Source organism: Paenibacillus sp. FSL R7-0179 (genome assembly GCF_038002265.1).
Classification (GTDB): Bacteria; Bacillota; Bacilli; order Paenibacillales; family Paenibacillaceae; genus Paenibacillus_AQ.
The window spans coordinates 2,634,085-2,660,934 of record NZ_JBBOCC010000002.1 but is presented as its reverse complement, the minus strand read 5'-3'; the positions used below and the strand labels follow the sequence as shown (position 1 = coordinate 2,660,934).

The window sequence follows — 26,850 nt, the reverse complement described above, 5'->3', positions numbered from 1 at the left end:
GACTTGTTGAGTTAAGCTGTGAGTATAGGTTTTCATTGATGGGAGGGATGGGAGTGCGTGTCAGTATTTTTTCCACTTGTCTTGTAGATCTTATGGCTCCGGCTGCTGGTATTGCCATGGTAGAGGTCCTGGAGCGGCTTGGCTGCGAGATTGATTACCCGGCTTCACAGGTCTGCTGCGGACAGCCCACATATAACAGCGGTTATCTTCAGGAATCTAAGCTTGCTATGCAGAACATGATGCTGGCCTTCGAGGCTTCGGATTATGTCGTAGGGCCCTCCGGCTCCTGTATCGCTATGTTTCATGAGTATCCGAAGATCTTCAGCGGGGACCCGGACTGGGAATTGAAAGCGGTTGCGTTAAAAGCAAAATCATATGAACTCACCCAGTTCATTGTAAAAGTGCTGGGGGTCACCGATATAGGTGCCACGCTCGAAGGAACGGCAACCTACCACCGCTCCTGCCACATGACAAGGCTGCTGGGCGAGAAGGAAACGCCCTTCCAGCTGCTGGAGCAGGTGAAGGGACTTAAGCTTGAGCCGCTTAAAAACAGCGACAACTGCTGCGGGTTCGGCGGCACTTTTGCGGTGAAGATGCCTGAAATCTCCGGGCAGATGGCCGATGAGAAATGCGGCTGTGTACTGGATACCGGAGCGGATATCCTGATCAGTGCAGATATGGGCTGCCTGATGAACATCGGGGGGCGCCTGTCCCGCAAGGGTGAGCCGGTACGCGTCATGCATATTGCAGAGGTGCTCAACCAGCATACGCCTGCCAATCAGAAAGGGGGAAACTGACTTGAGCCTGCAAACGGATTCACGCAGCTTCAGCGAACGGACCGCGGAGGGCCTTGGGGATTCCTTTATGCGCAGTGCCGTGGGGTCCGCACAAGACAGCCTTAAGACCCGGCGGCTGACCGCTGCTACCGCACTTGGAGATTGGGAGAAGTGGCGGACGGTGGGCCAGCTGATCCGTCAGCATACGCTGGCAAACCTGGACTTTTATCTGGAGCAGCTTGCGGATAATGTTGAGCGGCAGGGTGGACATATCTATTTTGCCGCAACCAAGGAAGAGGCCAGCAGTTATATACGGGATGTCATTGAACGCAAGCAGGCGACCCGGGTCGTCAAATCCAAGTCCATGGTTACTGAGGAGATTGAACTGAACCATGTGCTGCTCGAAGCCGGCTGTGAGCTGATTGAGACGGATCTCGGAGAATACATTCTGCAGATGGATGACTGGGACCCTCCCTCCCATATCGTAGCCCCCGCTCTGCATAAAGACCGGGAGCAGATCAGGCGCGTCTTCGCGGAGAAGCTCGGATACACCGGCGATGAGACGCCGGAGATGTTGGCCGGGTTCGCCCGCAGCGTCCTGCGCCAGAAGTTCCTGGATGCGGAGGTTGGGATTACGGGCTGTAATTTCGCCATTGCCAACCTGGGCGCAATAAATCTCGTCACGAATGAGGGGAACGGCGACCTCACCGCCGCGATTCCCAAAACGCATATCGCAGTGATGGGCATGGAACGGATTGTACCGTCGATTGAGGAAATGGAAATCCTGGATAATCTGCTCTGCCGCAGTGCGGTCGGCCAGAAGCTGACCAGCTATATCACGGTCATGGGTCCCTCAGCGGCGGGAGAGACCGACGGACCAGAGGAATTCCATCTGGTGGTCGTCGATAACGGCCGTTCCGATATTCTGGGGAGTGAATTTGGCGAAGCCTTGCAATGTATCCGCTGCGGCGCCTGCTTGAATGTCTGTCCGGTCTACCGTCATATCGGCGGCCATGCTTACGGTTCCATCTACCCGGGTCCGATTGGTGCGGTCATTACGCCGCTGCTTGGCGGTTATGACGACTATAAGGAGCTGCCGTATGCCTCCAGTCTCTGCGGGGCGTGTACAGATGTATGTCCAGTAAAAATCCCGCTGCATGAGCAGCTTGTGATGCACCGCCAGAATATTGTGAAGCAGAAGCGAACCGGCGCTGCCGACCGATTCCAGATGAAGGCCGCCGCTAAGCTGCTCTCCTCCCCTGCCCTATTCGGCAAAACTCTCAGACTCGCCCATTCGGCCAGCCGGATCATGAGCAAGCATGGACGTATTGTACGGGGACCGGCCATCATTCAGGGGTGGATTGGTTCACGCGACCTGAACCAGCCCGTCAAGCCGCAGGACAGCTTCCGGGCATGGCTGGAGAAGCGCAAAGGAGGTTCAGAGTAATATGAACATGAATAAGGAGGTTTTTCTGAATACCATTGCCGCCAAGCTGGGACGGGCACGGAAGTCAGAGGTTCAGCGTCCTGCGATCCGGGAATTGATTCCTGACAGCTATGGCCCTCTTACCCAAGAGGATCTTGTAGAGATGCTTAAAGAGCAATGCTTCTTCATTCACACGCAGGTGATTGAAACGACGCGGGAGCTTTTGCAGAGAACGTTAGATGATCTGATAGAGGCTAATGGCGGCGGGAACGTGATGACTTCCGGTGATTCCCGGTTCAAGGAGTACGGGCTGGTCTTCCCGGAGGCTGCCGTATGGGAAGAAGCGGCGGGACGGGCGGAGAATACCAGGCGTGCCGAATCGGCGAATACAGCTATTGTCTTCGCCGACTATGCACTTGCGGAATCGGGAACGGTTGTGGTGGAGAGCCGCCCCGATCAGGGACGTTCGCTCCATTTCCTGCCTGCGCATTATATTGCGGTGATTGAACGCGAGAAGCTGGTGCTTCGCTCTACGGATGCGGCCGCAGCATTTAACCGGAGAATCCAGGCCGGGGAACCGATGGGCTCATCGATTAATTTCATCTCCGGTCCCTCTAATTCCGCGGATATTGAAATGAAGCTGGTGGTCGGGGTACACGGGCCGCTGAGGGCCGCTTATGTGCTGATTTGAAATGAAGCCTGTCCCTTAAGGACGGCCTAACCCGTTCTACAAATAGTCCGTAACGTCAAATTCCCGATCCTTATAGTAATATTTCCGGTCTTCTTCCGTGATCTCGCGGATAATCCGGCACGGACTGCCTACGGCGATGACATTATCAGGGATATCCTTAGTCACTACACTGCCCGCACCGATGACCACGTTATTCCCGATAGTTACACCTGGATTCACAATAACATTGCCGCCGATCCACACATTGTTGCCGATGGTGATGGCAATTCCGTATTCATAGCCTGAATTCCTGGAATCGGGATGGACGGGATGGCCTGCTGTATAGAGTGATACATTCGGAGCGCACATGACATTCTCGCCAATGACCACCTTGCCTACATCGAGAATCGTACAGTTGAAATTAGCATAGAAATTATTCCCTACAGTGATATTCGATCCATAATCGCAGCGGAAGGGAGTCTCAATATGCACAAGCTCCCCTGTCTTGCCCAAAAGCTTGCGGATCAGCCCGTCTCTCTCCTCGTGTGCGTCGGGAGAGAGTGAATTCAGTTGGTGAACCAGTAGCCTCGCGGCTGTCCGTTCTTCGGTTAATCCGTCCAGCCATGCTTTATAGGGCAATCCTGCGAGCATTCTGTCTTTCTGATTCATAGGATTCATAAGGTATTCCTGCCTTCTCTTAGTGTTGTGTGTTCATGGGGTAGGTCCAGAAGACTTCCCGTCCGAAGCGGAGCTGAATCTCCTCGGCCGTCAGCACCTGATTGCCGACAAGCTCCGCCGCCTGGAATTGCGAACGGTGTGCCTGGATAGCGGCCATCTTCTTGTCCAGGAATGCGGTGACATCGACATGCACATCCGGGAGGCCGATGTGCTTCTCATGGCCGATGGCGAATGCGCCACAGTGAACCACCGGCCGCTCTGCAGGCGGCAGCTGCCGGACTGCCCGGATAACGGCTGCTCCTGTAGCATCGTGATCCGGGTGTACGCTGTAGCCGGGATAGAAGGTAATCACAAGCGTAGGAGCCAGCTCATGGATCAGCGCCAGCAGTGTCTGATCCAGCAGCTGCTGATCCTCGAATTCAATCATTTTATCGTGGAAGCCCAGCATTCTTAAGTCTTGTATGCCGATAGCCCGGCAGGACGCCCGCAGCTCTTCCTTGCGGATCTCCGGCAGCGTCACCCGGTTGGCAAACGGCGGAATCCCCATATTGCGTCCCATTTCGCCTAGCGTCAGGCAGGCATAGGTTACTTCGGCGCCTTGCTGAATATACTTCGCAATAGTGCCAGCCGCTCCAAAAGCCTCATCGTCAGGATGCGGAAACACCACCAGTATGCGCTTATGTTCTGTAGTCTGTGTATTGTTCATAGGTTCATTCCTCCCTACCCCTCAACCACATCGGCCCGCAGGTCCGTGGCAATCTCAAGAATTACAGGCACAATCGCCTCCATGGACAAGGCCACGTACAGCTCGCCCATGTACAGCCGGAACGGGTACTCCGCACCCTCATGACTCCACATGAAAAAATCCCCTTCGATCGACATCGTGCTCTCTGCACCTTGCACAGTGTAGACCTGTGAATAACTGAAGCCGGATTTACCGGCAAAATATTGCTTGCATTCCTCCAGGGTTAGTGCCTGCTCTGCATTCTCTTCCTGCATGGAACGGGTAATTCGTAAACGCTGGCTCATCGGTGATCCTCCACAATGTTAATATTTAAGCTAATCCGTGCGTTAAATCCATTAACTAATATCCGCCGGGTTGATGATTGCAAGAATCTGGTGGTCCTTCCACACGCCGCGGATCTTCACATTCAGCCGGGCAATGCCTTCCTTATGGAAGCCTGCATTCTCCAGTACACGGATAGAACCGGGATTATCCGGTGAAGCTTCCCCTGTAATCCGGTGGAACTTCAGCTCCTCGAAGGCATAGCGCACGACCTGTTTCACCGCCTCCGTCATATAGCCTTTACCATTATATTCCTTGTCCAGACTGTACCCGATCATACAGCTCTGCAGCGGTCCCCTCACCACAAAAGACAGACTGACACTGCCGATGATCCGGCGGTCAGCCTTGTGAATGACCAGGAAGTCGTATCTCTCATCTGCTGCCCTGAACTCTTCATACTGCGTAAGCTTGTCCCGCTGGTACTCCTCTGTATAGAAATCCCCGCAGATCTCCGGCGAATGCTCTTCAAAAAACTCACGGTTACGCAAATACATCCCCAACAGCTCAGCGGCATCTTCAGGCCCGGGGAAGCGGATATATACCCGCTCTTCTGTCATTTCTACCCCTCCATTCTTAATTGCTGCACAGTACCGCTTCCTCCGGCTGTTCCTTGCATTCCGGGAACCGGTAGGTCCAAAAGCGTTCCGTACCGTACTTGCCGCAGATTACCGGATCGGTGGGTTTAAGGCCGCCAAGCACTTTCTCCGGCTGGAACTGGGTGCGGTGCGCCAGAATGGAGTTGATTTTGACCGTGATAAAAGGAGTCACATCGGTGACTACATCGGCTGCTCCAATCCGCTGCTGATGGCCGTTCGAGAAGGCGACACTATGTACAACCGGACGTTCCGCAGCGGGCAGCCGGGCAATGGTACGGATCACCGCAGCACCAGTAGCATCGTGATCCGGGTGCACGCTATAACCAGGGTAGAACGTAATAACCAGCGACGGGGTAAGCTCCTTCACGAGCGATGCAATCCGGTGATCCAGGAGTGCCGGGTCTTCGAACTCAATCATTTTGTCATGGAAGCCCAGCATCCTCAGGTCTTGAATCCCAATGGCCTTACAGGAAGCTTCGAGCTCCGCTTGGCGGATAGCCGGCAGGGTCGTGCGGTTTGCAAGGAGCGGAACGCCCATGTTCCGGCCCATCTCTCCCAGTGTCAGACAGGCATAGGTCACCTCTGCACCTGCTGCGATATACATCGCCAGTGTCCCGGATACGAAGTAAGCCTCATCGTCGGGATGGGGAAGCACAACCAGAATTCTTGTATGGTTCATAGATTTATTATTCACGCTAGTTGTTCCTCCATTTTGTTTAAAAAGGGGTCCGGCTAAGCTGCAACGCCACAATCAGCTTGCCCTGACTGTCATGGCCGGCCAGAATCAGCCGCTCCTTATCGTGCTCATCTACATGGGTAAGTCCTTCGGCGTAAATCCAGCCTTGCTCTGTCTTCAGGCCAACCCGGTAAGGTCCTGTGCCTGAGATAGAGCCGTTCGTGTAACGGATCACTGCATTGCTGATGAACGCCGAGCCCGGGGGACGTGTGCTGTCGATATGACTGGCATAAGCTCCTGTTGTGAGCTCAAGATGGATATATAGATCCTCGCCGACGAATTGGTCGATGCGGGTCTGAATCGCCTGGGGTTGAATGAGTTGCATAATGTCCTCCTATAGTGTAAAAGAATAGCTGGTTCCAGTGCATTCATTATACATGAAATCCCCGAAGCTCAAAACCTGGAAGAGTTGCACCAGCTAAACCGCTAACCCAAAGAAAAAGAGCCTGCCCAAGGAATTCTGTGAATTCCTTAAGCAAGCCCGCTGACGGGAAGCCCCTCGTCCACGCTTAATTACAGATTAACTATAGAGAAGACCTTATCATTGATGAAATAGACGTATTGGTCGCCGTACACTACATACCCATCATAAACCTTGTCCGGATCTCCCCAGGAGAGCAGGAGCTCTGTGATCGTCATGCCGCTGACCGCCCGCTCTTCACGGATGGCTGACCACATTTTATCGCTGATCTTGAAGGTCGTTTGCGGATTCTTGAAATATAAGATGTCTTCGACGTAATCACCATAATCACCCGCAGTTGGATCAATCTCCACCGGAATCTCCTGTCCGTTGGCCCGGCGGATGATCATCTCTAAATTCCCGTTTACAGGATTGGAGCGGAAGTTAGCGATAGTCGCTTTTTCAAAGTTTTTGAACGGACTATCGCTAATCTTGGCGTTCCGGGTCCACACCGTTTGTCCATTATAGTAATACTTCAGATAATCGATATTCTCACTATAATACATGGTATTGTCCACAAAATCATTCAAATCCAGGACCCATTCGGTTCCGGCCTCATTTTGCATCACAAAGTTCTGGTTGTTGTCATCAACGTACTGTACACTTTTCACCCAGTGGCTGCCCGGATGTCCATATAAGTATACCTTTTTACCTAGCGCAGTCCCCATCGTTCCAGGCAGCTTGCTGATCGCGTAGAGCATACTGTTGCTCTTATTCTTGCCATCCTCTGTACTCCAGACGAACAACGCTATGGCGCTGGAGGCGTATTTGCCGTCGATCGCGCCGAGCTTCAGCAGGGTTTTGAAGGCTACGTAATTGGAGCTTTTGTACAAAATGGAGTTATCCTTGTTCAGCTTGGTGCTTCCTTTGCTGCCTGTGAGCGTTACGCCAGTGGTATCCGCCACCACAGTGAAACCCGGAATCTGTCCGGCCAGCTTAACCGGTACATAGGCAGAGCCATTTACAAGCACAGATTTGACTGGCGAAATAAGCAGGTTGCCTTCGACAAACGTAGCAATCTCCGTGTACGCCGGTGCGGTTGCGGCCGCTGCCTGTCCGGCGCCTCCCGGATAGACCATTCCGAGCGCAAGCAGCAGAGTGGTGAGCAGTAATGCTAGTTTTTTCATAGATGTTCTAATTCCTTCCCCCGATGTAAGTTAGGTGTCCCGGCAAGGTGCCGGAATCTTCCAGATCAGTACATTCGACAAGAAGTTAATTATTTCCTCTATTTCGGGATACGGATCACAAACACCGTCGGCTCCCCTTCCCTGCTCTCCAGCAGCAGTGAACCCTCCATCTTCTCCACGTTCTTCTTGGCGATGGACAAGCCCAGTCCGGTTCCTCCGCTGGCCGTCGTCCGCGCCTCATCTCCCCGCACAAACGGATCAAAAATCGTGTCCCACAGCTCCCTCGGAATGCCGACGCCATTGTCTGCAATCTCGATCCTGATCTGCGTATCCTCGGGAATCACGGATACCCGGATGCGCGTCCCTTCGGGATTATAGGCCAGCGCATTGCCGATCAGATTATTAATGACACTGGCGAACAGCTCGGGATCATAACGGGCATAGACCTCTTCTTCGGGCACCTGCAGGTGAAGCTCGAAGTCTTTTTGCTCAAACTCGCCGTAGGTGTCGGCAATCATCTCCCGCAGATGATCGCCCAGCTCTAGCCGCTCTATCCGCAGGATGAAATCCGGTGAGTCCAGCTTAAGCAGATCCAGCATATGCGTAATGAGCTTCGTGACCTGCACGGACTTGGTGTAGATGTAATTCAAATATTTCGTCTGCCGCTCCGGGTCAGTAACGCGTCCTTCGACAAGCGCCTGCGCATACCCCTGGATGCTGGTAATAGGGGTCTTCAGGTCATGCGACAGATCAACCATCAGCCGCTGCTTGCTTTTCTCCGCCAGACGCTTCTCCTCGGTGGTCTTCTCAATCACATCAGCCATATAGTTAAAACTGTGGCCGATCCGCAGGAACTCGGTCTCTGCATACAGGGCGATGCGTGTGTTGTAATGCCCTTCCATCATACGGTTCAAGCCCAGATTCAGCACCCGCAGCGGCTTCTTGATCCGTCTGGAGACCCAATAGCTGTACACAAAAATCAGCAGCAGAATCAAACCGCTGACCAGGAATACATAAAAGAACACCGAATGATTCAGATAGGAGACCAGAAACTCGTTGTTAATGGAGATATTGATTACATCGCGGGGAATCTTAAGCAACATCCAGGCTGCCCCGCTGTCCTGCTCCGTAACACTCGTAATAGAATAGTAAAAAGGCTGGTCGCTGCGGTTCTCCAATCCCAGATACAGCATGTCCTCGTCATAAGCTTGAATCTCATCCTGCTTCTCACCAATGACCTGAATCACCCTCTTGCCGGAATCCAGCAGCTCCAGCCAGCCACCGCTCTTCAGCAGACGCTCACTCTCCGGCCCTTGGCCCAGCTCCTCCTGGTACGCTCCGGCCTCCACAGAGAGATTGGGGTCTGGCTTCATTTGCTCCCGGATGACCTGGGCAATATCCTTTTGGACAAATAGATAGACCACTAACACCAGCATAAGCAGCATACAGTTGAACAGCAGGAAGTCGATGGTCAGCGACGTCTGCAGCGGACGGTTATCTCTACTTTTCCACGGGTGCTTCAATTTTGTACCCCAATCCCCTGATCGTCTTCAGGTATTCCGGTCTCTTGGAATCTCGTTCGATCTTGTCGCGGATGTTGCTGATATGCACCATTATGCTGTTGTCTTCGTAGACGTAGAAATCTTCCCAGACAGTCTCATATATCTTCTTGCGTGTAAAAACACGTCCCGGCTGCTGCATCAGCAGCTCCAGGATCTTGTATTCGGTCGAAGTCAGAGCGACGGCCTCCCCGGCCACCTCAACCTGACAGGTGCTCCGGTCCAGCGTCAGCCTTCCAAGAACAATCTGCTCACTGCGCTTCTCCTCCTCCGGTGCCTTAGCATCGAACTGATGCACCCGCCGCAGCATGGCCCCGGCACGCGCCACAATCTCCAGCGGATTAAAAGGCTTAGCGATATAGTCGTCCGCTCCAAGCTCCAGCCCCAGGATTTTATCATGATACTGGCTCTTGGCGGACAGGAACAGCACAGGGAAATGCTCATGCTCCCGAATCCGTTTCAGCAGCTGCAGCCCGTCCATCCCCGGCATCATAATATCCAGGATCGCCAGATCAATCTTATTATTCTGCATCCGCTGGAGCGCTTCAATTCCGTTCTCTGCGGTCAAAATCGTATATTCCTTCTCCAGATACAGCTGCAGAAGCTCAACAATCTCCGATTCGTCATCGGCTATGAGAATGGTATACATGGTGAATCCCCCTCTATCTTGTCATGCAAGCCGCGCTCTTTGTAACTATAGCCTGCCATTCTTAATCCAGTCTAAACCAAATCTAAAGAAAAGATAAAGAATTATTACAACTTAAAGCTAGGTCGTCGCTGCAGTGAACATTTGGACTTCCGGCCGCTGCCCGTCCCCAGATTTCTTGATTCGAACCGCACTTCGGCGGTTGAAATCCAAACACAAGCTTATGCTTCCGATGCGAGCTTTCCTTCGGAAAGCTTTTAGGCGGACGCTACCGCTCCTCCAGTTCCAAATTTCCCCTCCGCTTCTTTTTGCTTTTCGTTTGTAAAACCTCTTACAGTTCCAATAATCCTCAACAATTTCAAGAAAATAATAGACTGAATAATACAAAAAAAGAACAGCTGTACAGCCAATAAATAGCTGAACCGACTGTTCTATCAAGTAGGGGATTGCTTAGTCAGAGCTTGCAGGTGAGGGTTAGCTTCACCTTACACCGTAGGTACGGTTCCGCCGTCAATCACGTACTCAGCACCCGTTATGGATGCTGCGCGGTCAGAAGCGAGGAAGGCCACCAGCTCGCCCACCTCCTCAGGGAAGCCGGGGCGTCCGATGGGTATGCCGCCCAGTGCGTCCATTACCGACTGCAGCGCACTTTCCACACTGCCGGTCACCTCCGCAATACTCTTCAAGAAGTCCCCGGTTGCTTCGGTTTGAATGAAGCCCGGCGCAACCCGGTTCACCCGGATGCCCTTCGGAGAGAATTCTTTGGATAAGCTCTTGCTGTAACTGCTTAACGCAGCTTTGGCGGCTGCATAGGGGATGGTCGATTCGATCAGCGGCAACACTCTTTGAATGGAAGAGATATGGATGATGACTCCCTTGCCCTGCTCCAGCATGAGCGGGATCAGTCCCCGGTCCAGCCGCACAGCTGCCAGCAGGTTCAGATTCAGCGCATCCATCCAGTGTTCATCGGATGCTGCGAGAAATCCTCCAGCTGGTGTTGAGCTGCCGCCAGCGTTATTCACCAGAATGTCGAGCCGCCCGAACCGGGCCTTGACTGCTGCAATGACTCGCTCCACGCCTTCAGGCGTGGACAGATCGGCCTGGACGAACAAATCCGAAGCGGGCCCTTCCTTCGGAAGTGTCCGGGCAGTAGTCATAACTTCAGCTCCTGCCGCTGTGAACCGGGCAGCGATTGCCTGTCCCATTCCCTTGGTACTGCCTGTTACCAGGATTCTTTTACCTTCGTATTCTGTCAGCGGACTTGCATAAGTTATAGCCATCGTTACAGCCTCTTTTCATTAAGGATTCCTCAGGTTAGGCTGGAAGTCGAGCCGTCCTGAGGTCTATATGTATATATTAGACTTGATTAATATGAGCGTCTAATTTATTATTTTCATTAAATTCATTAATAATAGTAATATATAAGGAGGCTGTCTGCATGGAGCTCACACAATTGGAGTATTTTCTGACCGTAGCCCGGCTTGAGCATATGACCTCTGCATCCAAAGCGCTGCGAATTACGCAGCCTGCCCTGAGCCATGCAATTTCCAAACTGGAAAGTGAGCTGGGGGTTCCTTTATTTGAGCGTAAGGGCCGCAATGTCCAGTTGAACCGCTATGGGGTTATGTTCAGTTCACGGGTCGAAGAAGCGCTGCGCAATATCAGGAATGGGGTGCGGGAGATTGAGGAGTCGTCCAATGCGGAGAGCGGAACCGTTCATCTGTCTTATCTGAATATTCTTGGCGTGGACCTGATCCCATCGCTCATCAGAGACTATCAGGCAGACCATCCGAAGGTGCGGTTCGATCTGTATCAGGGGAATCACGGGGACATTGACGAAGCGCTGGATAACGGGACCTCAGATATGCTGATTACGTCCAAAGAGACTACGGCGGAGAATAAGGAATGGATGGTGTTTCGCAGATTGCCGATTTATATTGTGGTCTCCAGTTCCCACCGGTTCGCAGCGCGTTCCTCGCTGAGTCTGTTCGAGCTGTCGGGTGAGCCGTTTGTAGGACTGAAGACGAATTGCGGACTCAAGCACACCATCACCTCCCTCTTCCAAAATACTAATTTTGAGCTGTCCTCAACCTATTATGCTGAGGATCTGATTACTGTGGCCGGCTTCATCAAAGCCGGGCTCGGCGTCTCCGTGCTTCCGCAGACGCTGGGACTGATGCTTGACGGTCTGGTCTGGATTCCCATCCAGGAACCTGGTTGGGAATGGGAGGTTGGCCTGCAATGGCGCAAGGACCATTATCTGTCCCCCGCCTCCAGAAGGTTCCTGGAGTATGTTCAGCAGAGTAGTCATGTACCTGTTTTAAACCTGTGAGAATGAACATCGAACTAATAGTAGTCTTATCCTGCCCCTTTACCGACTTTTCCTCTTAAATTCAAGTAGCTAATTGTATTTTCTGCAATAGAAAACGCATAGCTGACCTTAAAATGAGATTCTATTGTATTTCATACATTAGAATGTTGGGTTTTGGGCGAAAAAGGGCCTTTTTTCAATATTCTATTGTACCGAATACAATAGATTCTATTTAGAAGCCTTTTTTACAGCATTCCATTGTATAAAATGCAGTTACCACCGTTCCGGCACCTACAGTTTATAGCGCGAAGCCTATGGATTCTGGCGTTATACCTAAATAAAGAGCTGCCCCAATAGCCGATTTACGGCTTGGGGACAGCTCTATTAGATCATTTTAACAAATTAATGCCCGAAGCTCCTCAATCGTTGCCTGGTATTGCGGCTGGAAATCAGCAGAGTTCATATAACGAGCTATGCTGGTCAAGAATTGTCTGCCTTCAAGAGCTCCGCTTACCTTAGCAGCATCCAGTGCACACAGCAGCAGGTTACCATTACCTACGCGACACTCTGTGAGGAAACTCAGCTTGTGATTACGTTCGAAATTATCGATCGTCTGTACAATCGGATTCCAGCTGCGGTCCGCCTCATCCATGATAAGCGATTTGGAATGCTCCACGATAGTCCACCACGGATAGGTGGAGTGTGCCTCGCTCGGGAAATCGCGCAGCACCGGATGGCCGTTATCGATCAGCAGACCCATGGTACCAATTGGCACCGGCCGGTTCATGCTCTCCGAGATCGAGCGGAACATCGGGTAGCACCAGAAATCCGTGCAATAATAGCCTTCGATTCCGTTCTGAACCGACTGTGGTTCCGGCATCAGCAGCACATTACCCCCTTGCTCCAGCAGGGAGACTGCCTCCTCAGACAGCTCTGTGAACACATGAATGCCTTCAGCTTCAAGCGGGTTATCGCTTTGCTCCGGATATATCCACAGGTCATAGCTCTTGCGGATATCGGTTCCCTGAACCCTGAGCGCCAGCTCCGCACGGCTCATCCGGTCCACCACCGGAAGCTCAACCGCTAGATCGCAAATGTCAATGTAATGGATTCCGGCAGGAATAAAGGCTCCGGCTGAGCCTGTTGTCCGAGCTCCCCCTTCAACCGCCAGCTCCCAGTGAAGCTCGATGGATTCCGGCATTCCACTGCGGAAGCAGCTCAGCTCCACATGGGCTGCGAAGGTCTCCCCGGCGCCGTAGTTGTACTTAGGGAATCTTGCCAGCAGCACGGCATCATTACAAAAGGTCCGCCACTCTTCCGGGCTGATCAGACCCTTGGAATCCATGAAGGCATCCAGAACACCTACGAGTGCTGTACCCTGGCCGCTGAAGTCCTGGAGATCCAGAAGCTGGAACCCTGCCAGCCGGCGGGAACGGAAGGCAGCCTCAAGCTCTTCCTTGTAGCAAGCGACAGCGAGCTGGCCTGAGCTTTTGAAGTAAGCATCGGCCAGATGGCCAAGCCCCTTGCTCTCCAGCCGTTCGCGGAAGATGATGAAATTCTCCGCTTTGAGCGGGCCGGTATATTTCTCAATTTCCGCGAAATTCGGAAACGTCGCATATTGTCCAATCTCATGCGAGACCACGGGTACCCGGGGAATCCATTCTCTGGATTCACTGCCACCCTGCACAGCCTTGGCTTCAGTACCGTACTGGATCAGGATCTCGCCGCCTGCCTCAGCGGACACGGCTTCACCGCTCCCAAAGCCCGGCGGAACAATCTGGTCGTCGTAATCCTTCATTGTACCTGGCAGCGAGGTCTGGACATGTCCCAGCGGAGCATCGCACATGGCATAGGAGCCTCTGAACAGCCGATCGCGTGTGAAGCGTACACCGCTGAAGAAATCGTCATGCTCCAGCACCTCCGGGACCCACTGATGGTTATTGGAGCCTTGAGTGTAGAGCGGACGGTCATCGAACGCTTTATAATCTGCAAGGAACGAATCAATCCGCTCCTTGCTGCCCCACAGCTCATTACCCAGCGACATCATCACGAACGATGGATGATTGCCGAATTCCCGCAGGATGGCATATCCTTCGCTGATCAGGTAATCCTGCTCCGCCTGGTTGTGGCCTTCGTCCGTCTCTGCGGTAATCGTTCCCCAGAACGGCAGCTCCGGCTGCATGTAGATTCCGAGCAGATCGGCTGCGGTGAAGGCTGCTTCCGGCGGGCAGCAGGTATGGAAGCGGTAATGGTTAATGCCGTGAGACTTCGCAATCCCCAGAATCCGTACCCACTCTTCCACGTCTGTCGGAGCATAGCCGGTGAGCGGGAAGATCAGGCCGTCATGCTTGCCGCGCAGGAAGGTCTGCTCACCGTTAATGGTGAACTTATCTCCCTCAGCCCGGAAGGACTTAAGCCCAAAGATCACCTCCTGCCGGTCAACGGGAATACCATCACTGCCCTTGAGAACAAGGCTGAGAGTATACAGATTGGGAGCGAATTCACTCCACAGCAGCGCACCCGGACCCAGTGTATAGTCTATAGTGAACGGACCCGGTACGATGACATATTCCTGTTCCTCTACGGCATGTGTGAGCTCACTATTGAAGCTACTGGCAGATACCGCGAGTGTAGCACTCTGCTTGCTGTCCAGCGTGGCGGTGATCCGTACCGAACGTGCAGGCAGATCAGGCTTCAGCCGGAGACCGCTAATCCGGGCTTCCCCATAGAACTGCAGCTCCATCCGGCCGGTAATCCCGTTCCAGTTAGTCTGGGTATCCGGCGAGGTCATATGCCCGCCTTTGGTCGGATAGCCGGTGTTGTCGACCCGGACCGTAAGCGTATGATTCCCGGGCTGCAGCTGCGGCAGCTCATATACATGCGCAGTGTTCAGGCTGTCACGGCTGCCGATCTCCACATCATCCACCCATAGGGTGGTAAGCCTTGTACGTTCCAGATATAAGCAGCATTGCTTACCCGCCAGCTCTTCCGGAATCACAACCTCTCTGGAGTACCAGACCGGTCCTTCGAACAGATATTCATCCGTCAGTGCGCCAACGAGAATCTTGCTGTTCTTCGGCCCTTTAAGGGCATGGGACGTAGTTCCCGGCAGCCTGATTGCATCGGTAAAAGGAAATACCAGTCCCTTCCCCTTCTCTTCCAGTTGCAGCTTCCATTCGCCTTCAAGGCTGATCTTTGACAGCACAATTATCACTCCTAGTAATAGTAATCTCTATACTCCTGCGGGGTGGTACCCGTGGTCTTCTTGAAAAGAAAGGTGAAATAGGCCGCCGTCTGAAAGCCTACCTGTTCCGCCACCTCATACACCTTGATGCCAGGATCACGGAGCAGCTCCTTTGCCTTATTCATGCGCGTTTCCTGGACATATTCGGAGATCGTCTGGCCGGTTTCTTTTTTGAACAATACGCTTAAATAACTTGAATTCAGATGATACAGCCCCGCCAGCTGCTTCACCGTCAGATTCTCCTGCAGATGTTCAGCCAGATGCCGCCGGACCTGCTGGATCAGATGATGCTGCTGTGCAGTCTGCTCCTTCTCCTTACGCTGTGTGTAATGGGCGAGATATTCCAGAACGGCCTTCCGCACTTCCTCCACTCCGGTGCAGTCAATGAGACGCTGCCACATCAGAATGTTCGTTTCGGTATCCGTATCCTGATCCCGCTTAAGCTTGCGTGCCAATTCGCTGAGCAGTCCCATGCCGAACGCCTGTACATAGGAGAAGGAGATCGGCTCTCCGGCCAGCATCATCTCAAAAGCATGGCTTGCATAAGCCGACGCTTTGCTATTTTCCCCAAGCTCCAGCAGCCCTACGATCTCTGGAATATACTCCTCACGCAGCCGGAAGTCTTGGTATTCATTCATCAGATGCCGGTCACAATAGACAATCTGTCCGTATCCGGCAAGCCGTGCATCGGCAATCATATGCCGGACCTCTTTATACAGGAGCGGAATTTCTGTCCAGCTGCATGCCTCTCTGCTGACGCCGACCGTAACGGAAGCAGCATATTGCTCCCGCAGCACTTCCTGAATGAAGCTTAACTGCTTCTCCAGCCTGGCCCGCACCTGCGGAACCGCTTCCAGCACCAGCACAGCGGTCTCACCCGCTCCCGCTTTCCCGATATAAGCGCCGGAAAAGCCCTCCAGCCCCAGCTTCACCGCATTCTGCAGTGCTTCACCCAGCAGAATCTGCTCCTTGGCATCCTGGTTATGATGCAGGTGAAGACTGTCACAGTCGAACAGGAACAGTGTAGCCTGCCACTCTCCTGCCGGAAGATCAAGCAGACGGCGCCATGAATCCAGCAGTTCAGCACTGTGAACCCAGCCGCCGGTCAAATCCTTAATGAAGCGCTCCAGCAGCACTTCCCGGCTCTCTGTAACCTTCTCCCTGAGCAGGGCTGTTTCCTGCTCCAGCTGTTTTTTCTTCTCAGCGGCTGCGCGGAGAGCCTCCAGCTTCTGTTCCAGCTCCTCCGTCTTGACCGGCTTCAGCACGTAGGCCTTAGCCCCAAGCTGGATCGCCTCCTGCACAAATTCAAATTCATCGAAGCCGCTGATCATTACCGATTGCATAGCCTGCTGCTGCGGATAATCAGCCTGGATTCTGGCGAGCAGCTCAATTCCGGTCATCCCGGGCATCGACACATCGGTAATCAGCACATCCACAGGATTCTCCTTCAAAATCGCAAGCGCTTCCATCCCGGAATGGGCAGTTAGCGGCGTTCTGTAGCCAAGTGCCTCCCAGCGGATATGCCGTAGCAGACCTTGAATTTGCATGGGCTCATCATCAACAATCAATGCACGCATGTTACCCCTCCTTCCTCTTCAGCTCGGGACGTTCTAAGCAGACCGGAATATGGATGGTTACCGCCGTCCATTCGTCTTCTGCGCTGTCGATTTCTAGGCGGCCATCGGGACCGAAATATAGCGCCAGACGGTCCCTGATATTGTTCATGCCGAACCCGTTCCTGCTGCCGCTGTAAGTACCGGCACGTATCTCTTCAAGCTTATCCTGTCCGATCCCTTGCCCGTTGTCAAACACCTGGATGCGCACCTCATCCCCACTGCGTTCAGCCGTGATCTGAATAAAAGCATGCTCCCTGGCCGTAATGTCGCCATGCAGATAACAGTTCTCTACAATCGGCTGCAGGATCAGCTTGATGGTATAGAGATCAAGGATCTCCGGCTTCACCTCCCATTCCACCGAGACCTGCCCTGGATAACGGAGCTGCTGAATATCGATATACGCCTTCACATGCTCCAGCTCATCGCGCAGCCGGGTTACATTGACCTGATTGCCCAGTGCCAGCCGGTAAAAGGTCGTCAGCGCATCTATCGTGCGGACTTGCAGCTCATCCTGCAGATCCAGCGCCCGCCAGCGGATCAGGCTGAGCGAATTATAGATGAAATGCGGATTAATCTGTGCCTGAAGCGCCCGGAAGGATTGCTCACGCTCCTTAAGCAGCGCTTCCGTATGCTCTTTAACCAGCTTCCCGAGCCGCCCGGACATGGAGTTAAACAGCACCTCCAGCTCACCCAGCTCATCCTTGTCCCGGTTCTTCACCTTTACTTCGAAGTATCCTTCCGATATATCTGTCATCCGGCTCCCCAGCTTGCGTATCCGCCAGATGGTATTCTTCAGGACAGTCATGATCAGGAAAATCGACAGCAGCAGGAAGAACGCAATTCCCGCTGCGATATAATACAGAATCCGTCTGGACTGTTCCTCCAGGCGGTCCAGATGCACCAGTGCGCCGACCCGCCAGCCGGATTTGATCTCCTGTGTAATCAGCACCGTTCCGTTGTTCGTCCGGGTAGTTCCGTCAGCGCTGCCCCAGTACTCACTTAACGAAGAGGAGGATAACGAAGCAGCGATCTCGGACGGTTCCGAGGAGGCGATGATCCGTTCACTGCCGTCAACGATATACATTTCCCCGGCGCCGTCAAAGGGATGGTCGAAGGATTCCGCGAACACGCTTTTATAATCCAGCAGCAGATAAACCAGCCCGTGTACATCCCCGTTGCTGTCAAGGATTTTGTGGGATACGACAAGCTTGTTCCTGTCATCCTTGGCATTGGTCCACATCAGATTATCCGGAGAAAAAAGCCGCTGCGCATACCAGTCCTGCTCCCGCTGTCCGGACAGCATCCGCCCCTCGGGCTTCCACAACAAGCCGCCATCCTGCACCAGCGTATCATTGGTATGGTAGATGCGGAAATTCTCAATACCCGGAAGGTATTTGCTTGTAAACAGGAAGGATCTGTCCACGTAATTGACGGTACCAAGCTGTTCTGTGATATCCGCATAATCCCGCGTTAATCTTGAGATCAATTCACCATCTGTCGCTGTCCGTGTGGCCAGAAGGTCATAGCTCTGCTTGCGGAACTCAATGCTCTGCGCACTTTGGCGGACAGCTTCCCTGATGGTCAGAATATAATTGGCCCGGACGGTCTGCAGCATCAGGTAGCCTGCCCCCGCAGCAAGCAGCACCGTCGGAAGGAATACTATCAGGCCGTAGAACAGGACAATTTTGCCTCTCAGATTCATGGACCGGGTCATACGAATAATACCTTTCTCTATGCTCTGCTTGATCATATGGCCCTCCCAAGAACTATAAAGGGAGCCCCCCTCACAGGTGAAGGGCGCTCCGGCGTATTTTAAAATTTAAGAATTAATATGTTTCACGTTATACATTATCCTTCTATTTCTCGCTGAAACGGTACCGTCCTTTAAAAGGACGGCAAAGCCGTTTCCACTTGTTTCTAGCTGCCTGCGTTCATTTTTTCCTCATATCTGCCAAGCCACTCGGCCTTGACCTCACTCCAATGTCCGCGTTTCTCCAGCGCTTCCTGGAACCCGTTCCACTCCGCCTCGAACTTGGCATCATCCCCCGCCATCAGCAGCTTAGCCCGGTATTCCTTGCGGATATTCTCCAGCTCCAGGGAGTATTTCTCCCATACCCCGCCCTGCTTAACCTCGATCAGATCATAAGGCTCTGCTACACGGATGGTCCCCATCTTCCCGATGGCTTCGGTGAACTGAATCGTCTTGGCTGCGCCTGCCTTACCGCCATCTTCTGTGTTCCACCACGGGTACCACTCATTGCTATAGGAAGAGGTCATGTAGAGCTCCGGTGTAACTTTTGATTTCTGGGCGGCATCGCCGGAATTGCGTGCGGTCTTGTACGTTTCATCTATAAATTTCCACTTGCCCAGCGGCTGGTCCACCCAGTCCCAGTACTTGCCTGCCGGCCCCTCGCTCATTACCTGCTGCTGTTCTGCCTTCGGCTGCAGGCTGTAATCCAGGAACTTCAGAATGGCCTCAAGGTTCTTGGTCTTCTGGCTGATATAGACATCATACCCCGGATTCGGGTTCGTGACCTGGTTGATGCCAAGCTTCTCTACCCCTGCAACCTTCGGAAAAGGAATGACTTCATAGAACCAGCCCGGCTCCGTAGGGCCATCCAGTGTCTCCCAGGCTGTAGCGTTGATGTTCCAGAAGCTGCCTACATTCAGCGCAACCCGGCCGGACTTGTTCTTCTCAATATACTGCTCTCCCTTATTGGTTACTACCTCCGGATCAATCAGCTTCTCCCGGTACAGCTTATTCATCCATTGATAAGCCGCTTTATAATTGGGATTATCATAAGCAAAAAGAAATTGATCCCCCTGCTTCTGAATACCATTGCCGCCGGTACTGACGCCAAACGCAGTCAGCACTGCATTCTCATCACTCCAGCCGAGCGAATCATTAGTGTCCATAAGGAAGGACAGGGGGAGCAGCGTTTTGCCGGAGGCGTCTTTCTGCTGTGCGGCCTTCTTCAGGAAGGTCTCAACCCCATCCAGTGTGGACAGATCGGCTGTAGTCATGCCTGCCTTCTCCAACACATCCGTTCTGACAAACCAGCCCTGCGATGCCCAGCCCGGCCAAGGCGCCTCCGGGTTCTGGTCAAACCAGGTCGGAATCGACCAGATATGGCCGTCCTCGTCCTTCATTAGCTCCAGATATGGCTTGGGGATCGTCGCAAGTCCCGGATATTTATCTGGCATATCGAAATACTGCTCCACCGGCAGCACCTGCTTGGAGCGCCGCATGGCGCTTTTCACCGTCTCGTTCCGGCTGAAGATCGCCGCATCCTCAAACCCGCCGGTATTGATCTTCAGGTTAAGCGCTGTCATCGCATCGCCCTGTGTAGCCTCCAGCTTGACATCGACCCCCGGCTCCTCTTCCCGCCAATACTTCTGTACCAGACTGTCATTATTGATGGTTGCCGTCCAGCCAAGCCAGAGGTTGAAGCTGGCAGAACCGCTTGCCCCTTGGGTAGCAGCCGTCTTATTTCCTGTACCGCTGTTGCTTGCCTTCGTATTTCCGCCGCCGGAATTGGAGCCGGAACATCCGCTGACGATAGTCAGCAGCGCCGTCATGGCCAGAGCTGTAAGCCGGGCTTGTTTGATTTTCACTAGAATACTCCCCCTATTATGTTATTGTACTGCATAATGCTTCTACGGCCATTAGGCCATTAAGCTAAGAGATCAGCCCTTCACGGACCCCAGAAGAACGCCTTTGACGAAATATTTCTGCAGGAACGGATACACACAGAGAATCGGAAGCGCACTGACCATCACCACAGACATTTTGATCGACATCAGCGTAATATTCTGGAGCTGCGAGCTGCGGGCCAGCGCCTCCTGATTGTTGTTGGAGCCCAGCACGGCCGACAGATCCTGTGCCGACAGCAGCTGCTGGAGGAAGGTCTGCACAGGAATCAAATTCTGCTTCGTGACGAAGAAGGCTCCGGCGAACCAGTCATTCCAGTGGCCCACTGCGGTGAACAGCCCCAGCGCAGCGAGCATAGGCTTCGATAACGGGACAATGATTTGCCATAGAATACGGACCGGTCCTGCCCCATCCAGCTCCGCCGACTCGACGAGCGCTTCCGGAATGCCCTGAATGAACTTCAGCATGACGAACATGTTCCAGACGGAGAAGAGTCCCGGCAGAATATACACCCAGAACGTATTAATCAGGCCAAGATTATTGAGCTGAATGTAAAAGGGAACGAGTCCGCCGCTGAACAGCATAGTCAGCAGAATGTAGCTTAGAATCGTGCTGCGCAGCGGCAGGCCCCGGTAGGAGAGGCCGAAGGCCACCAGCAGCGTGACCAGCAGCCCGCCAACCGTGCCAATTATCGTTCTGCCCACTGTAATCAGGTAGGAATGCCTGATGGTCTCATTGCCGAGCACAATCTCGTAATTGATCAGTGTGAAGCGGCGCGGCCAGAGATAGACCCCGCCTTTGGCCGCATCCGCACCGTCATTCAGCGAAATCGCCAGCATGTAGAGGAACGGATACAGCACCGATACACATAACAGGGATAGCAGCACAATAATGATGTATTCTGCTATTTTCTCACCTCGGCTTGCTTTCATGTGCCTTCACCACAGTCCTTCCCCGTTTAGTTTTCTGGACAGCTGATTGGTTGAGACGACCAGGGTTAGGCTGATTAACGAAGACAATAGCCCTACTGCCGTCGCCATCCCGAAGTACCCCTGCTGCAGCCCGTTGCGGAGAATATAAGTGTCCAGTACATCGGCAACACTATGATTGGCAGAGTTCATGAGCGGATAAATCTGATCCATCCCAACTGTAATTAAGCTTGGAATACTGAGAATCAGCACTATGGAGATGGTCGGCATGATTCCGGGAAGGGTGATATGGCGGATCTGTGCCAGCTTGCCTGCACCTTCCACCTTCGCCGATTCGTACAGCTGCGGATCAATGGTGGTAATGGCGGCCAGATAGAGAATGGTGTTCCAGCCGGTTTCTTTCCATAAGCCGCTGAAGACAACGATTGGACGGAACCACTCTGTCGAGCCCAGGAAAAACACCGGTTCTCCCCCCGCCTGCCCAATGAACTGATTGACCAGCCCGCCGTCCAGCGTGAGGAAGGATTGCAGAATATAAGCAACCACGATCCAGGAGAAGAAATGCGGCAGATAGCTGACGGATTGGACGAAGCGCTTGAACGCCGGCCGGGTCACTTCATTGATCAGGAGCGCCAGCAGAATCGGGGCCGGGAAGCCGCAGATGAACTTCAGCACCGAAATGTACAGCGTATTCTGGACCACGGTCAGGAACTGCGGGTCTTCCAGGAACGTGAAGTTATCCAGGCCTGCCCATGTGCTGTCCCAGATCGAGGTCCCAATCTGAAAATCCTTGAAGGCGACCTGAATCCCGGCCATTGGAATATAGCTGAACAGAAACAGCAGGACTACTCCGGGTAAGATCATCAGATATTGCCAGCGGTATTTGTAGAATTTGTTGTACAATCGTCTCCCCCCTTGATACTTCTATCATAAAAGGAACTGCCGCCCGCGCCTATATAACAGCGGTTGGATATCTATCGTTCTGATTTGATCTTGTGAAGCGCTTACAGGCAGAGGCGGGATTAAGGGATGACGGGGATGGCAGATGTGGCAGGCAGATGTGCCGGTGCAGCAAAAAGCACATGCCGGATCATACCGGCATGCGCATAATGGATGAAGCTGATTCCGTTGTCTGCTGACCTGCTTAGTCGAGCAGCACCTGCTTCGTTGCAATATTCGTACAGAATTCCTGGTCGTGCTCTACAAACAGGATGGTTGGAGCATATTCCAGCAGCAGCTCCTCGATCTGCATCCGGGAGATCACATCGATGAAGTTGAGCGGCTCATCCCAGATGTGCAGATGCACCTGCTCGCTGAGGCTGGCGGCAATCAGCACCTTTTTCTTCTGCCCGCCGCTGTACGTTGACATTTCCTTCTCGAATTGCAGCCGCGAGAAATCAAGCTTCCGCAGAATGGCCTTGAACAGGCTCTCATCGATTCCCCGTTCTCTGGCATAATCGTTCAGGCTGCCCTGGAGGTGCGAGGTGTCCTGGGACACATAAGAAATAGCCATTTGGCTGTCTCTTGTGAAGCGGCCGGTATAGCTAATGTCCCCGCCGCAGATCAGCTTCAGAAGGCTAGATTTGCCTGAGCCGTTGCTGCCGGAGAGAGCAATTCTGTCCCCCTGTTCGATGGTGAAGGTCACTCCTGAACATACGGTAGTGTCCCCGTAATGGACCGCAACCTCCTCCAGCTCCACTAGTTGCTCTTTATGATAAGGAAGCTGTGCAATTTTCAGGCTGTCCGCGCTTTCCAGATTCCGCAGCAGCTTCGACTTCTCGGCAATCGCGGATTCCTGGCGCTGCTGAATCGACTTGGAGCGCTTCATCATCTTGGCGGCCTTATGGCCGACATAGCCTTTATCCAATTTGTTGCCGGAGCTCCGGGTGCCATTTTTGGATTTCTCCACTTCATGCGCCCAGCCGCCCGTTCTTTTGGCAGAGTCCGATAAGCGCTTAATGTCCTTCCGCAGCTTCTCATCCTCTGCCAGCTCGAACTGGTCCTGTCTGGACTTATTTTGCCACCAGCTGCTGAAGTTGCCCTTCTGGATCTCAATATTGGTCTTGTTAATCGATAAGATATGGTCCACACAGTTATCGAGAAAAGCCCGGTCATGCGACACCAGAATGTACCCGTTCTTGGTGCGGAGATAGTCACTGACCAGCTTCCGGCCTTTCGCATCCAGATGGTTCGTCGGCTCATCAATGAGCAGGAACTGGTTCTCGCGCGCGAACAGAGCCGCCAACAGCACCTTCGTCTGTTCTCCGTTCGACAGCGATTCAAACGGCCGGTACAGCGCATCCTCGCTCACCTTCAGCAGGGACAGCTCGCGCATGAACTTCCAGTTTTCCAGCTCCGGGTCGATCTCATCGAGAATCTCCAGGGTCTGTACCTTCCGGTCAGCAATCTCATACGGGAAATACTCGAAGCCCACCTGTGCGGAGATCGTCCCGCTGTATTCATATTTGCCGAGCAGCAGGTTCAGGAAGGTAGTCTTGCCGCGCCCGTTGCGTCCGGTGAAGCCCAGCCTCCAATCTGTATCCAGCTGAAAGCTCACATTCTCAAAAATATTATCATAGGTGCCCTGATAGGCAAACGTTAAATTGCTCACATTGATTAAAGACATACACATATCCTCCTGTATTCACAAAAATAAAAGCTGCAAGAAGGTTCTCCTCCCGCAGCTCAAATAAACACAGCAAATCCGTTCCCTAGGTAATTATCTCCAGGCGGACTTGAACAAGGATATTTGGACCAGAGTGAAAAGAGGCAGACCCTTCCTGCATATCAACCATAAATTGCGCGCCACAAAGAACGCTTGTTTATTGGTCACATTACGCAAGAAATGTCCGCACGATACTCTTCAACTCCTGTCGCTTAATTAAGTGCATTTTAACACAGCTCTTCCTGGAGATCAACCCGTTAGTCAGATCAGTCCGTGCTTCAGGAAGGCGTTATAGAGTCCATCGTTCTCAATCGAATCGGTAATATCATCGGCAATGGCTTTGAGCGGCTCGCGGGCATTGCCCATGGCAACCCCCACCTGGACATAACTCAGCATCTCCAGATCGTTAAGCCCGTCTCCAATCGCCATACTGTTCTCAAGCGGGATATTCAGATGATTCAGAACATCAGCAATAGCCGCAGCTTTATGAACGCCTGGCATCATCAGCTCCCCGCTGTTCTCCCCGAAGATCGGGATGGAGCACTGAATCGCAGTGAACCGGTCCTGTAATTCCTCCTGAATCTGATCAAAGGGCAGGCTGCTCTCCAAGAAGCATATTTTGTTGACATCATCCAGATATAACTCCTCGTTCCCATAAGTGAGTGTTGCAATATAGGGATGGGGCGACTGCCGTTTTCTCTCCTGCGCCTCCGGGTCATTCAGCAAGTCACCATAGATTCTGCGTTCCAGGTGAGGCTGTAAATGGCGGCTGCCGTGAAGCGCCGTATTGGATTCCAGAATGAAGTCGACCCCGTTCGCGTTAAAATAATCGATCAGATGCTTGGCATCCTCCGGGGTCACTTTTTTATGATAAAGCAGTTCGCCACCGCTCTCCACATAACCGCCTGCGGCTCCAATCAACCCGTCGAACCCGATCTCCCAGATATAATCATAGATTTCTGCCTTGGAGCGTCCGGTGCACAGATATAGCAAATGCCCGTTCTTCCGTGCCTGCTGGCATGCCTGCACCGCCGATTCCGGGACCAATCCATTCTCCATGAGAAGCGTTCCGTCAATATCGATGAAAATAATCTTTCTGCTGCTCTGATGCATGTCCTCTTCTCCCCTTCGTCTAGTCTTCAACTGAACTATAGGTTATGAAATGCGTTCCAAGTCAAGCGTTATTTCGGAAGCGGCCGTGCGATTCACTTATCCTAAATTTGTACAAATAAATAGGATAGATAAAAACACACTTTAGGATTGAACTCGAAGCATGGTCGTCACTGCTGTGAACATTTGGACTTCCGGCCGCTGCCCGTCAACAGATTTCTTGAATTTACCCGCATTTCGCGGTGGAAATCCGTTGACAAAGGCGGTCGCTATCGCTCCTCCAGTTCCAAATTTCCCCTCCGTTTCTTTTTGCTTTTCGTTAATTTCTTTAGTGTGTTATAGCAAGCATCTTATCTTATTCCGTAGGAGGTACATAATGAAAAAATTACCAAAAACCATAACAAAAACAGTAAGAGCGGTGCTGCTCGGTACAGCGCTGACTCTGGCAGGTGGTACAGTATTTACAGGTGCACAGCCGGTAGCTGCAGCATCCGCATCCGATGCCCAGGCCGTCTACAACCAGTTCCGTAAATACACCAGCAATCCCGCAAGCCTGGCGCAGGCACGCAAATATCTGATGAACCATATCTCCAAAGTTGGCTCCGGGTATGGCACAGTAATGACCCTTCAATTGGAGAATGCCCAGAGGGCGGGGCTGGAGCGCTTCTCTGAGAAACTATATACAGAATCTGTGCAAAAGGCACTAATGGATGCCCAGATTAACAACGACATGACCTATACGGAGATTCTGAAGCAGGTGAAACAGCCTGCGATCCGCAAACTCATTGAAGAGGTCTGGGATAAAGGCTACAAGCTGGAGACCAGCGAAGGCATGTATTATGCAGTTATGCACTATGAAGGCTTCAAGGTGTTCAAGCCCTATATCAGCAAGGATATTGCCGCATATATTGATATCATGGCTACTGAGAGCAACAAGCCGTCCACTTTCGATGCGGCTGTTGTGATCACATGGGATGAGCTGATCGGCAGAGCGGCCATCATGAGCGATTACGTCCAGAAATATTCGAAGTCGAACCGGACAGCGGCCATCCGCAATGAAATGTCCTATACGGTTCCCTTAATACTGCTCGGCTCTGATAATACACCTGCGTATGACTATGACACTAATGAGCTAGACCCTGAGCTGCGAAGAGCCTGCGACCATGTCCTGACGGAAGGCGCTGGTGATAATAAAGTGCTGAACATTCTGGCCAAGCTGATGCCGCTGCTCGATGCTGCCGGGAATAAGAAGACGCCTGAGGTAGAGGCTTACCTGGATCAAGTGGTTAAGCAGTATACGGAGCTGTGAATGGTACGATTGGAACAATATTGACCCTGACTGGGGAATGAAGTTAGTTTCGAGGTGCATGCCTAGACGCTGCCCAATGTGATCGGTTTTTCGATTACATTGGCTCACTCGCCAGCGTAGCGCCCGAATGTAATCGGTTTTTCGATTACATTGGCTCACTCGCCAGCGTAGCGCCCGAATGTAATCGGTTTTTCGATTACATTGGCTCACGCGCCAGCGAAGCGCCCGAATGTAATCGGTTTTTCGATTACATTGGCCAGCGGGCCATCAGACC

Annotated in this window: 23 protein-coding genes; 5 read left to right on the top strand and 18 right to left on the bottom strand. The window is 52.7% G+C overall.

Going from position 1 to position 26,850, the window contains the following annotated elements; translation table 11 throughout:
* Positions 1-53: 53 nt before the first annotated feature.
* From MKX63_RS28040 to MKX63_RS28030, 3 genes are read left to right on the top strand one after another with little or no spacing between them, the layout of a single operon-like run.
* Positions 54-797, top strand: coding sequence for a (Fe-S)-binding protein (locus MKX63_RS28040; protein WP_341021819.1), 744 nt, complete (start codon positions 54-56; stop codon positions 795-797).
* A gap of 1 nt (position 798) precedes the next feature.
* Entirely contained in the window at positions 799-2,223 is a 1,425-nt protein-coding gene (locus tag MKX63_RS28035) for a LutB/LldF family L-lactate oxidation iron-sulfur protein (RefSeq protein WP_341021817.1), read from the top strand.
* Position 2,224: 1 nt separating this feature from the next.
* Positions 2,225-2,893 carry a LutC/YkgG family protein gene (locus MKX63_RS28030; protein WP_341021816.1) on the top strand — a complete coding sequence of 223 codons (669 nt, stop codon included), beginning with the start codon at positions 2,225-2,227 and terminating at the stop codon, positions 2,891-2,893.
* A 36-nt stretch (positions 2,894-2,929) separates the two neighbouring features.
* On the opposite strand, the gene MKX63_RS28025 is transcribed toward MKX63_RS28030, so the two are convergent.
* From MKX63_RS28025 to MKX63_RS27980, 10 genes are all read right to left on the bottom strand, one after another.
* On the bottom strand, positions 2,930-3,541 hold the full coding sequence (locus tag MKX63_RS28025; protein ID WP_341021815.1) for a sugar O-acetyltransferase: 612 nt from the start codon (positions 3,539-3,541) through the stop codon (positions 2,930-2,932).
* A gap of 28 nt (positions 3,542-3,569) precedes the next feature.
* Positions 3,570-4,256, bottom strand: a complete 687-nt coding sequence (gene bshB2, locus MKX63_RS28020) for a bacillithiol biosynthesis deacetylase BshB2 (RefSeq protein WP_341021814.1) — start codon at positions 4,254-4,256, stop codon at positions 3,570-3,572.
* A 14-nt stretch (positions 4,257-4,270) separates the two neighbouring features.
* Positions 4,271-4,579 carry a hypothetical protein gene (locus tag MKX63_RS28015; protein WP_341021813.1) on the bottom strand — a complete coding sequence of 103 codons (309 nt, stop codon included), beginning with the start codon at positions 4,577-4,579 and terminating at the stop codon, positions 4,271-4,273.
* Positions 4,580-4,630: 51 nt separating this feature from the next.
* Complete coding sequence (locus tag MKX63_RS28010; RefSeq protein WP_341021812.1) at positions 4,631-5,173, bottom strand: GNAT family N-acetyltransferase; 543 nt, start codon at positions 5,171-5,173, stop codon at positions 4,631-4,633.
* A gap of 16 nt (positions 5,174-5,189) precedes the next feature.
* On the bottom strand, positions 5,190-5,891 hold the full coding sequence (gene bshB2, locus MKX63_RS28005) for a bacillithiol biosynthesis deacetylase BshB2 (RefSeq protein ID WP_341023324.1): 702 nt from the start codon (positions 5,889-5,891) through the stop codon (positions 5,190-5,192).
* Positions 5,892-5,928: 37 nt separating this feature from the next.
* A complete protein-coding gene (locus MKX63_RS28000; protein WP_341021811.1) occupies positions 5,929-6,273 on the bottom strand; it encodes a YojF family protein in 345 nt (114 codons plus the stop codon).
* A gap of 188 nt (positions 6,274-6,461) precedes the next feature.
* On the bottom strand, positions 6,462-7,535 hold the full coding sequence (locus MKX63_RS27995) for a hypothetical protein (protein ID WP_341021810.1): 1,074 nt from the start codon (positions 7,533-7,535) through the stop codon (positions 6,462-6,464).
* Positions 7,536-7,633: 98 nt separating this feature from the next.
* Positions 7,634-9,058 carry a sensor histidine kinase gene (locus MKX63_RS27990; RefSeq protein ID WP_341021809.1) on the bottom strand — a complete coding sequence of 475 codons (1,425 nt, stop codon included), beginning with the start codon at positions 9,056-9,058 and terminating at the stop codon, positions 7,634-7,636.
* Entirely contained in the window at positions 9,036-9,743 is a 708-nt protein-coding gene (locus tag MKX63_RS27985; protein ID WP_341021808.1) for a response regulator transcription factor, read from the bottom strand. The genes MKX63_RS27990 and MKX63_RS27985 overlap by 23 nt, the downstream gene beginning before the upstream one ends.
* Before the next feature lie 482 nt (positions 9,744-10,225).
* The gene (locus tag MKX63_RS27980; RefSeq protein ID WP_341021807.1) at positions 10,226-11,020 is read right to left on the bottom strand and encodes an SDR family oxidoreductase; all 795 of its coding nucleotides are present in this window, start codon (positions 11,018-11,020) and stop codon (positions 10,226-10,228) included.
* Between the two features lie 158 nt (positions 11,021-11,178).
* Here MKX63_RS27980 and MKX63_RS27975 point away from each other — a divergent pair, with 158 nt between their 5' ends.
* The gene (locus tag MKX63_RS27975) at positions 11,179-12,072 is read left to right on the top strand and encodes a LysR family transcriptional regulator (protein ID WP_341021806.1); all 894 of its coding nucleotides are present in this window, start codon (positions 11,179-11,181) and stop codon (positions 12,070-12,072) included.
* A gap of 373 nt (positions 12,073-12,445) precedes the next feature.
* Here the strand turns inward: MKX63_RS27975 and MKX63_RS27970 are convergent, their stop codons facing one another.
* The 8 genes from MKX63_RS27970 to MKX63_RS27935 form a co-directional block, all read right to left on the bottom strand.
* Entirely contained in the window at positions 12,446-15,256 is a 2,811-nt protein-coding gene (locus tag MKX63_RS27970) for a glycoside hydrolase family 2 TIM barrel-domain containing protein (RefSeq protein WP_341021805.1), read from the bottom strand.
* An 11-nt stretch (positions 15,257-15,267) separates the two neighbouring features.
* Positions 15,268-16,872, bottom strand: coding sequence for a response regulator (locus tag MKX63_RS27965; RefSeq protein WP_341021804.1), 1,605 nt, complete (start codon positions 16,870-16,872; stop codon positions 15,268-15,270).
* A 1-nt stretch (position 16,873) separates the two neighbouring features.
* Complete coding sequence (locus MKX63_RS27960) at positions 16,874-18,661, bottom strand: sensor histidine kinase (protein WP_341021803.1); 1,788 nt, start codon at positions 18,659-18,661, stop codon at positions 16,874-16,876.
* A 167-nt stretch (positions 18,662-18,828) separates the two neighbouring features.
* Positions 18,829-20,526, bottom strand: a complete 1,698-nt coding sequence (locus tag MKX63_RS27955) for a hypothetical protein (RefSeq protein ID WP_341021802.1) — start codon at positions 20,524-20,526, stop codon at positions 18,829-18,831.
* Between the two features lie 72 nt (positions 20,527-20,598).
* Complete coding sequence (locus tag MKX63_RS27950) at positions 20,599-21,495, bottom strand: carbohydrate ABC transporter permease (RefSeq protein WP_341021800.1); 897 nt, start codon at positions 21,493-21,495, stop codon at positions 20,599-20,601.
* Positions 21,496-21,501: 6 nt separating this feature from the next.
* Complete coding sequence (locus tag MKX63_RS27945; RefSeq protein WP_341021799.1) at positions 21,502-22,395, bottom strand: ABC transporter permease; 894 nt, start codon at positions 22,393-22,395, stop codon at positions 21,502-21,504.
* Positions 22,396-22,636: 241 nt separating this feature from the next.
* Positions 22,637-24,118: an Lsa family ABC-F type ribosomal protection protein gene (locus tag MKX63_RS27940; RefSeq protein ID WP_341021798.1), complete on the bottom strand. Its 1,482-nt coding sequence runs from the start codon at positions 24,116-24,118 to the stop codon at positions 22,637-22,639.
* A gap of 300 nt (positions 24,119-24,418) precedes the next feature.
* The gene (locus tag MKX63_RS27935; RefSeq protein WP_341021796.1) at positions 24,419-25,270 is read right to left on the bottom strand and encodes an HAD family hydrolase; all 852 of its coding nucleotides are present in this window, start codon (positions 25,268-25,270) and stop codon (positions 24,419-24,421) included.
* A gap of 373 nt (positions 25,271-25,643) precedes the next feature.
* Between MKX63_RS27935 and MKX63_RS27930 the strand changes: the two genes are divergently transcribed.
* Positions 25,644-26,576, top strand: a complete 933-nt coding sequence (locus MKX63_RS27930) for a hypothetical protein (RefSeq protein WP_341021793.1) — start codon at positions 25,644-25,646, stop codon at positions 26,574-26,576.
* Positions 26,577-26,850: the final 274 nt, after the last annotated feature.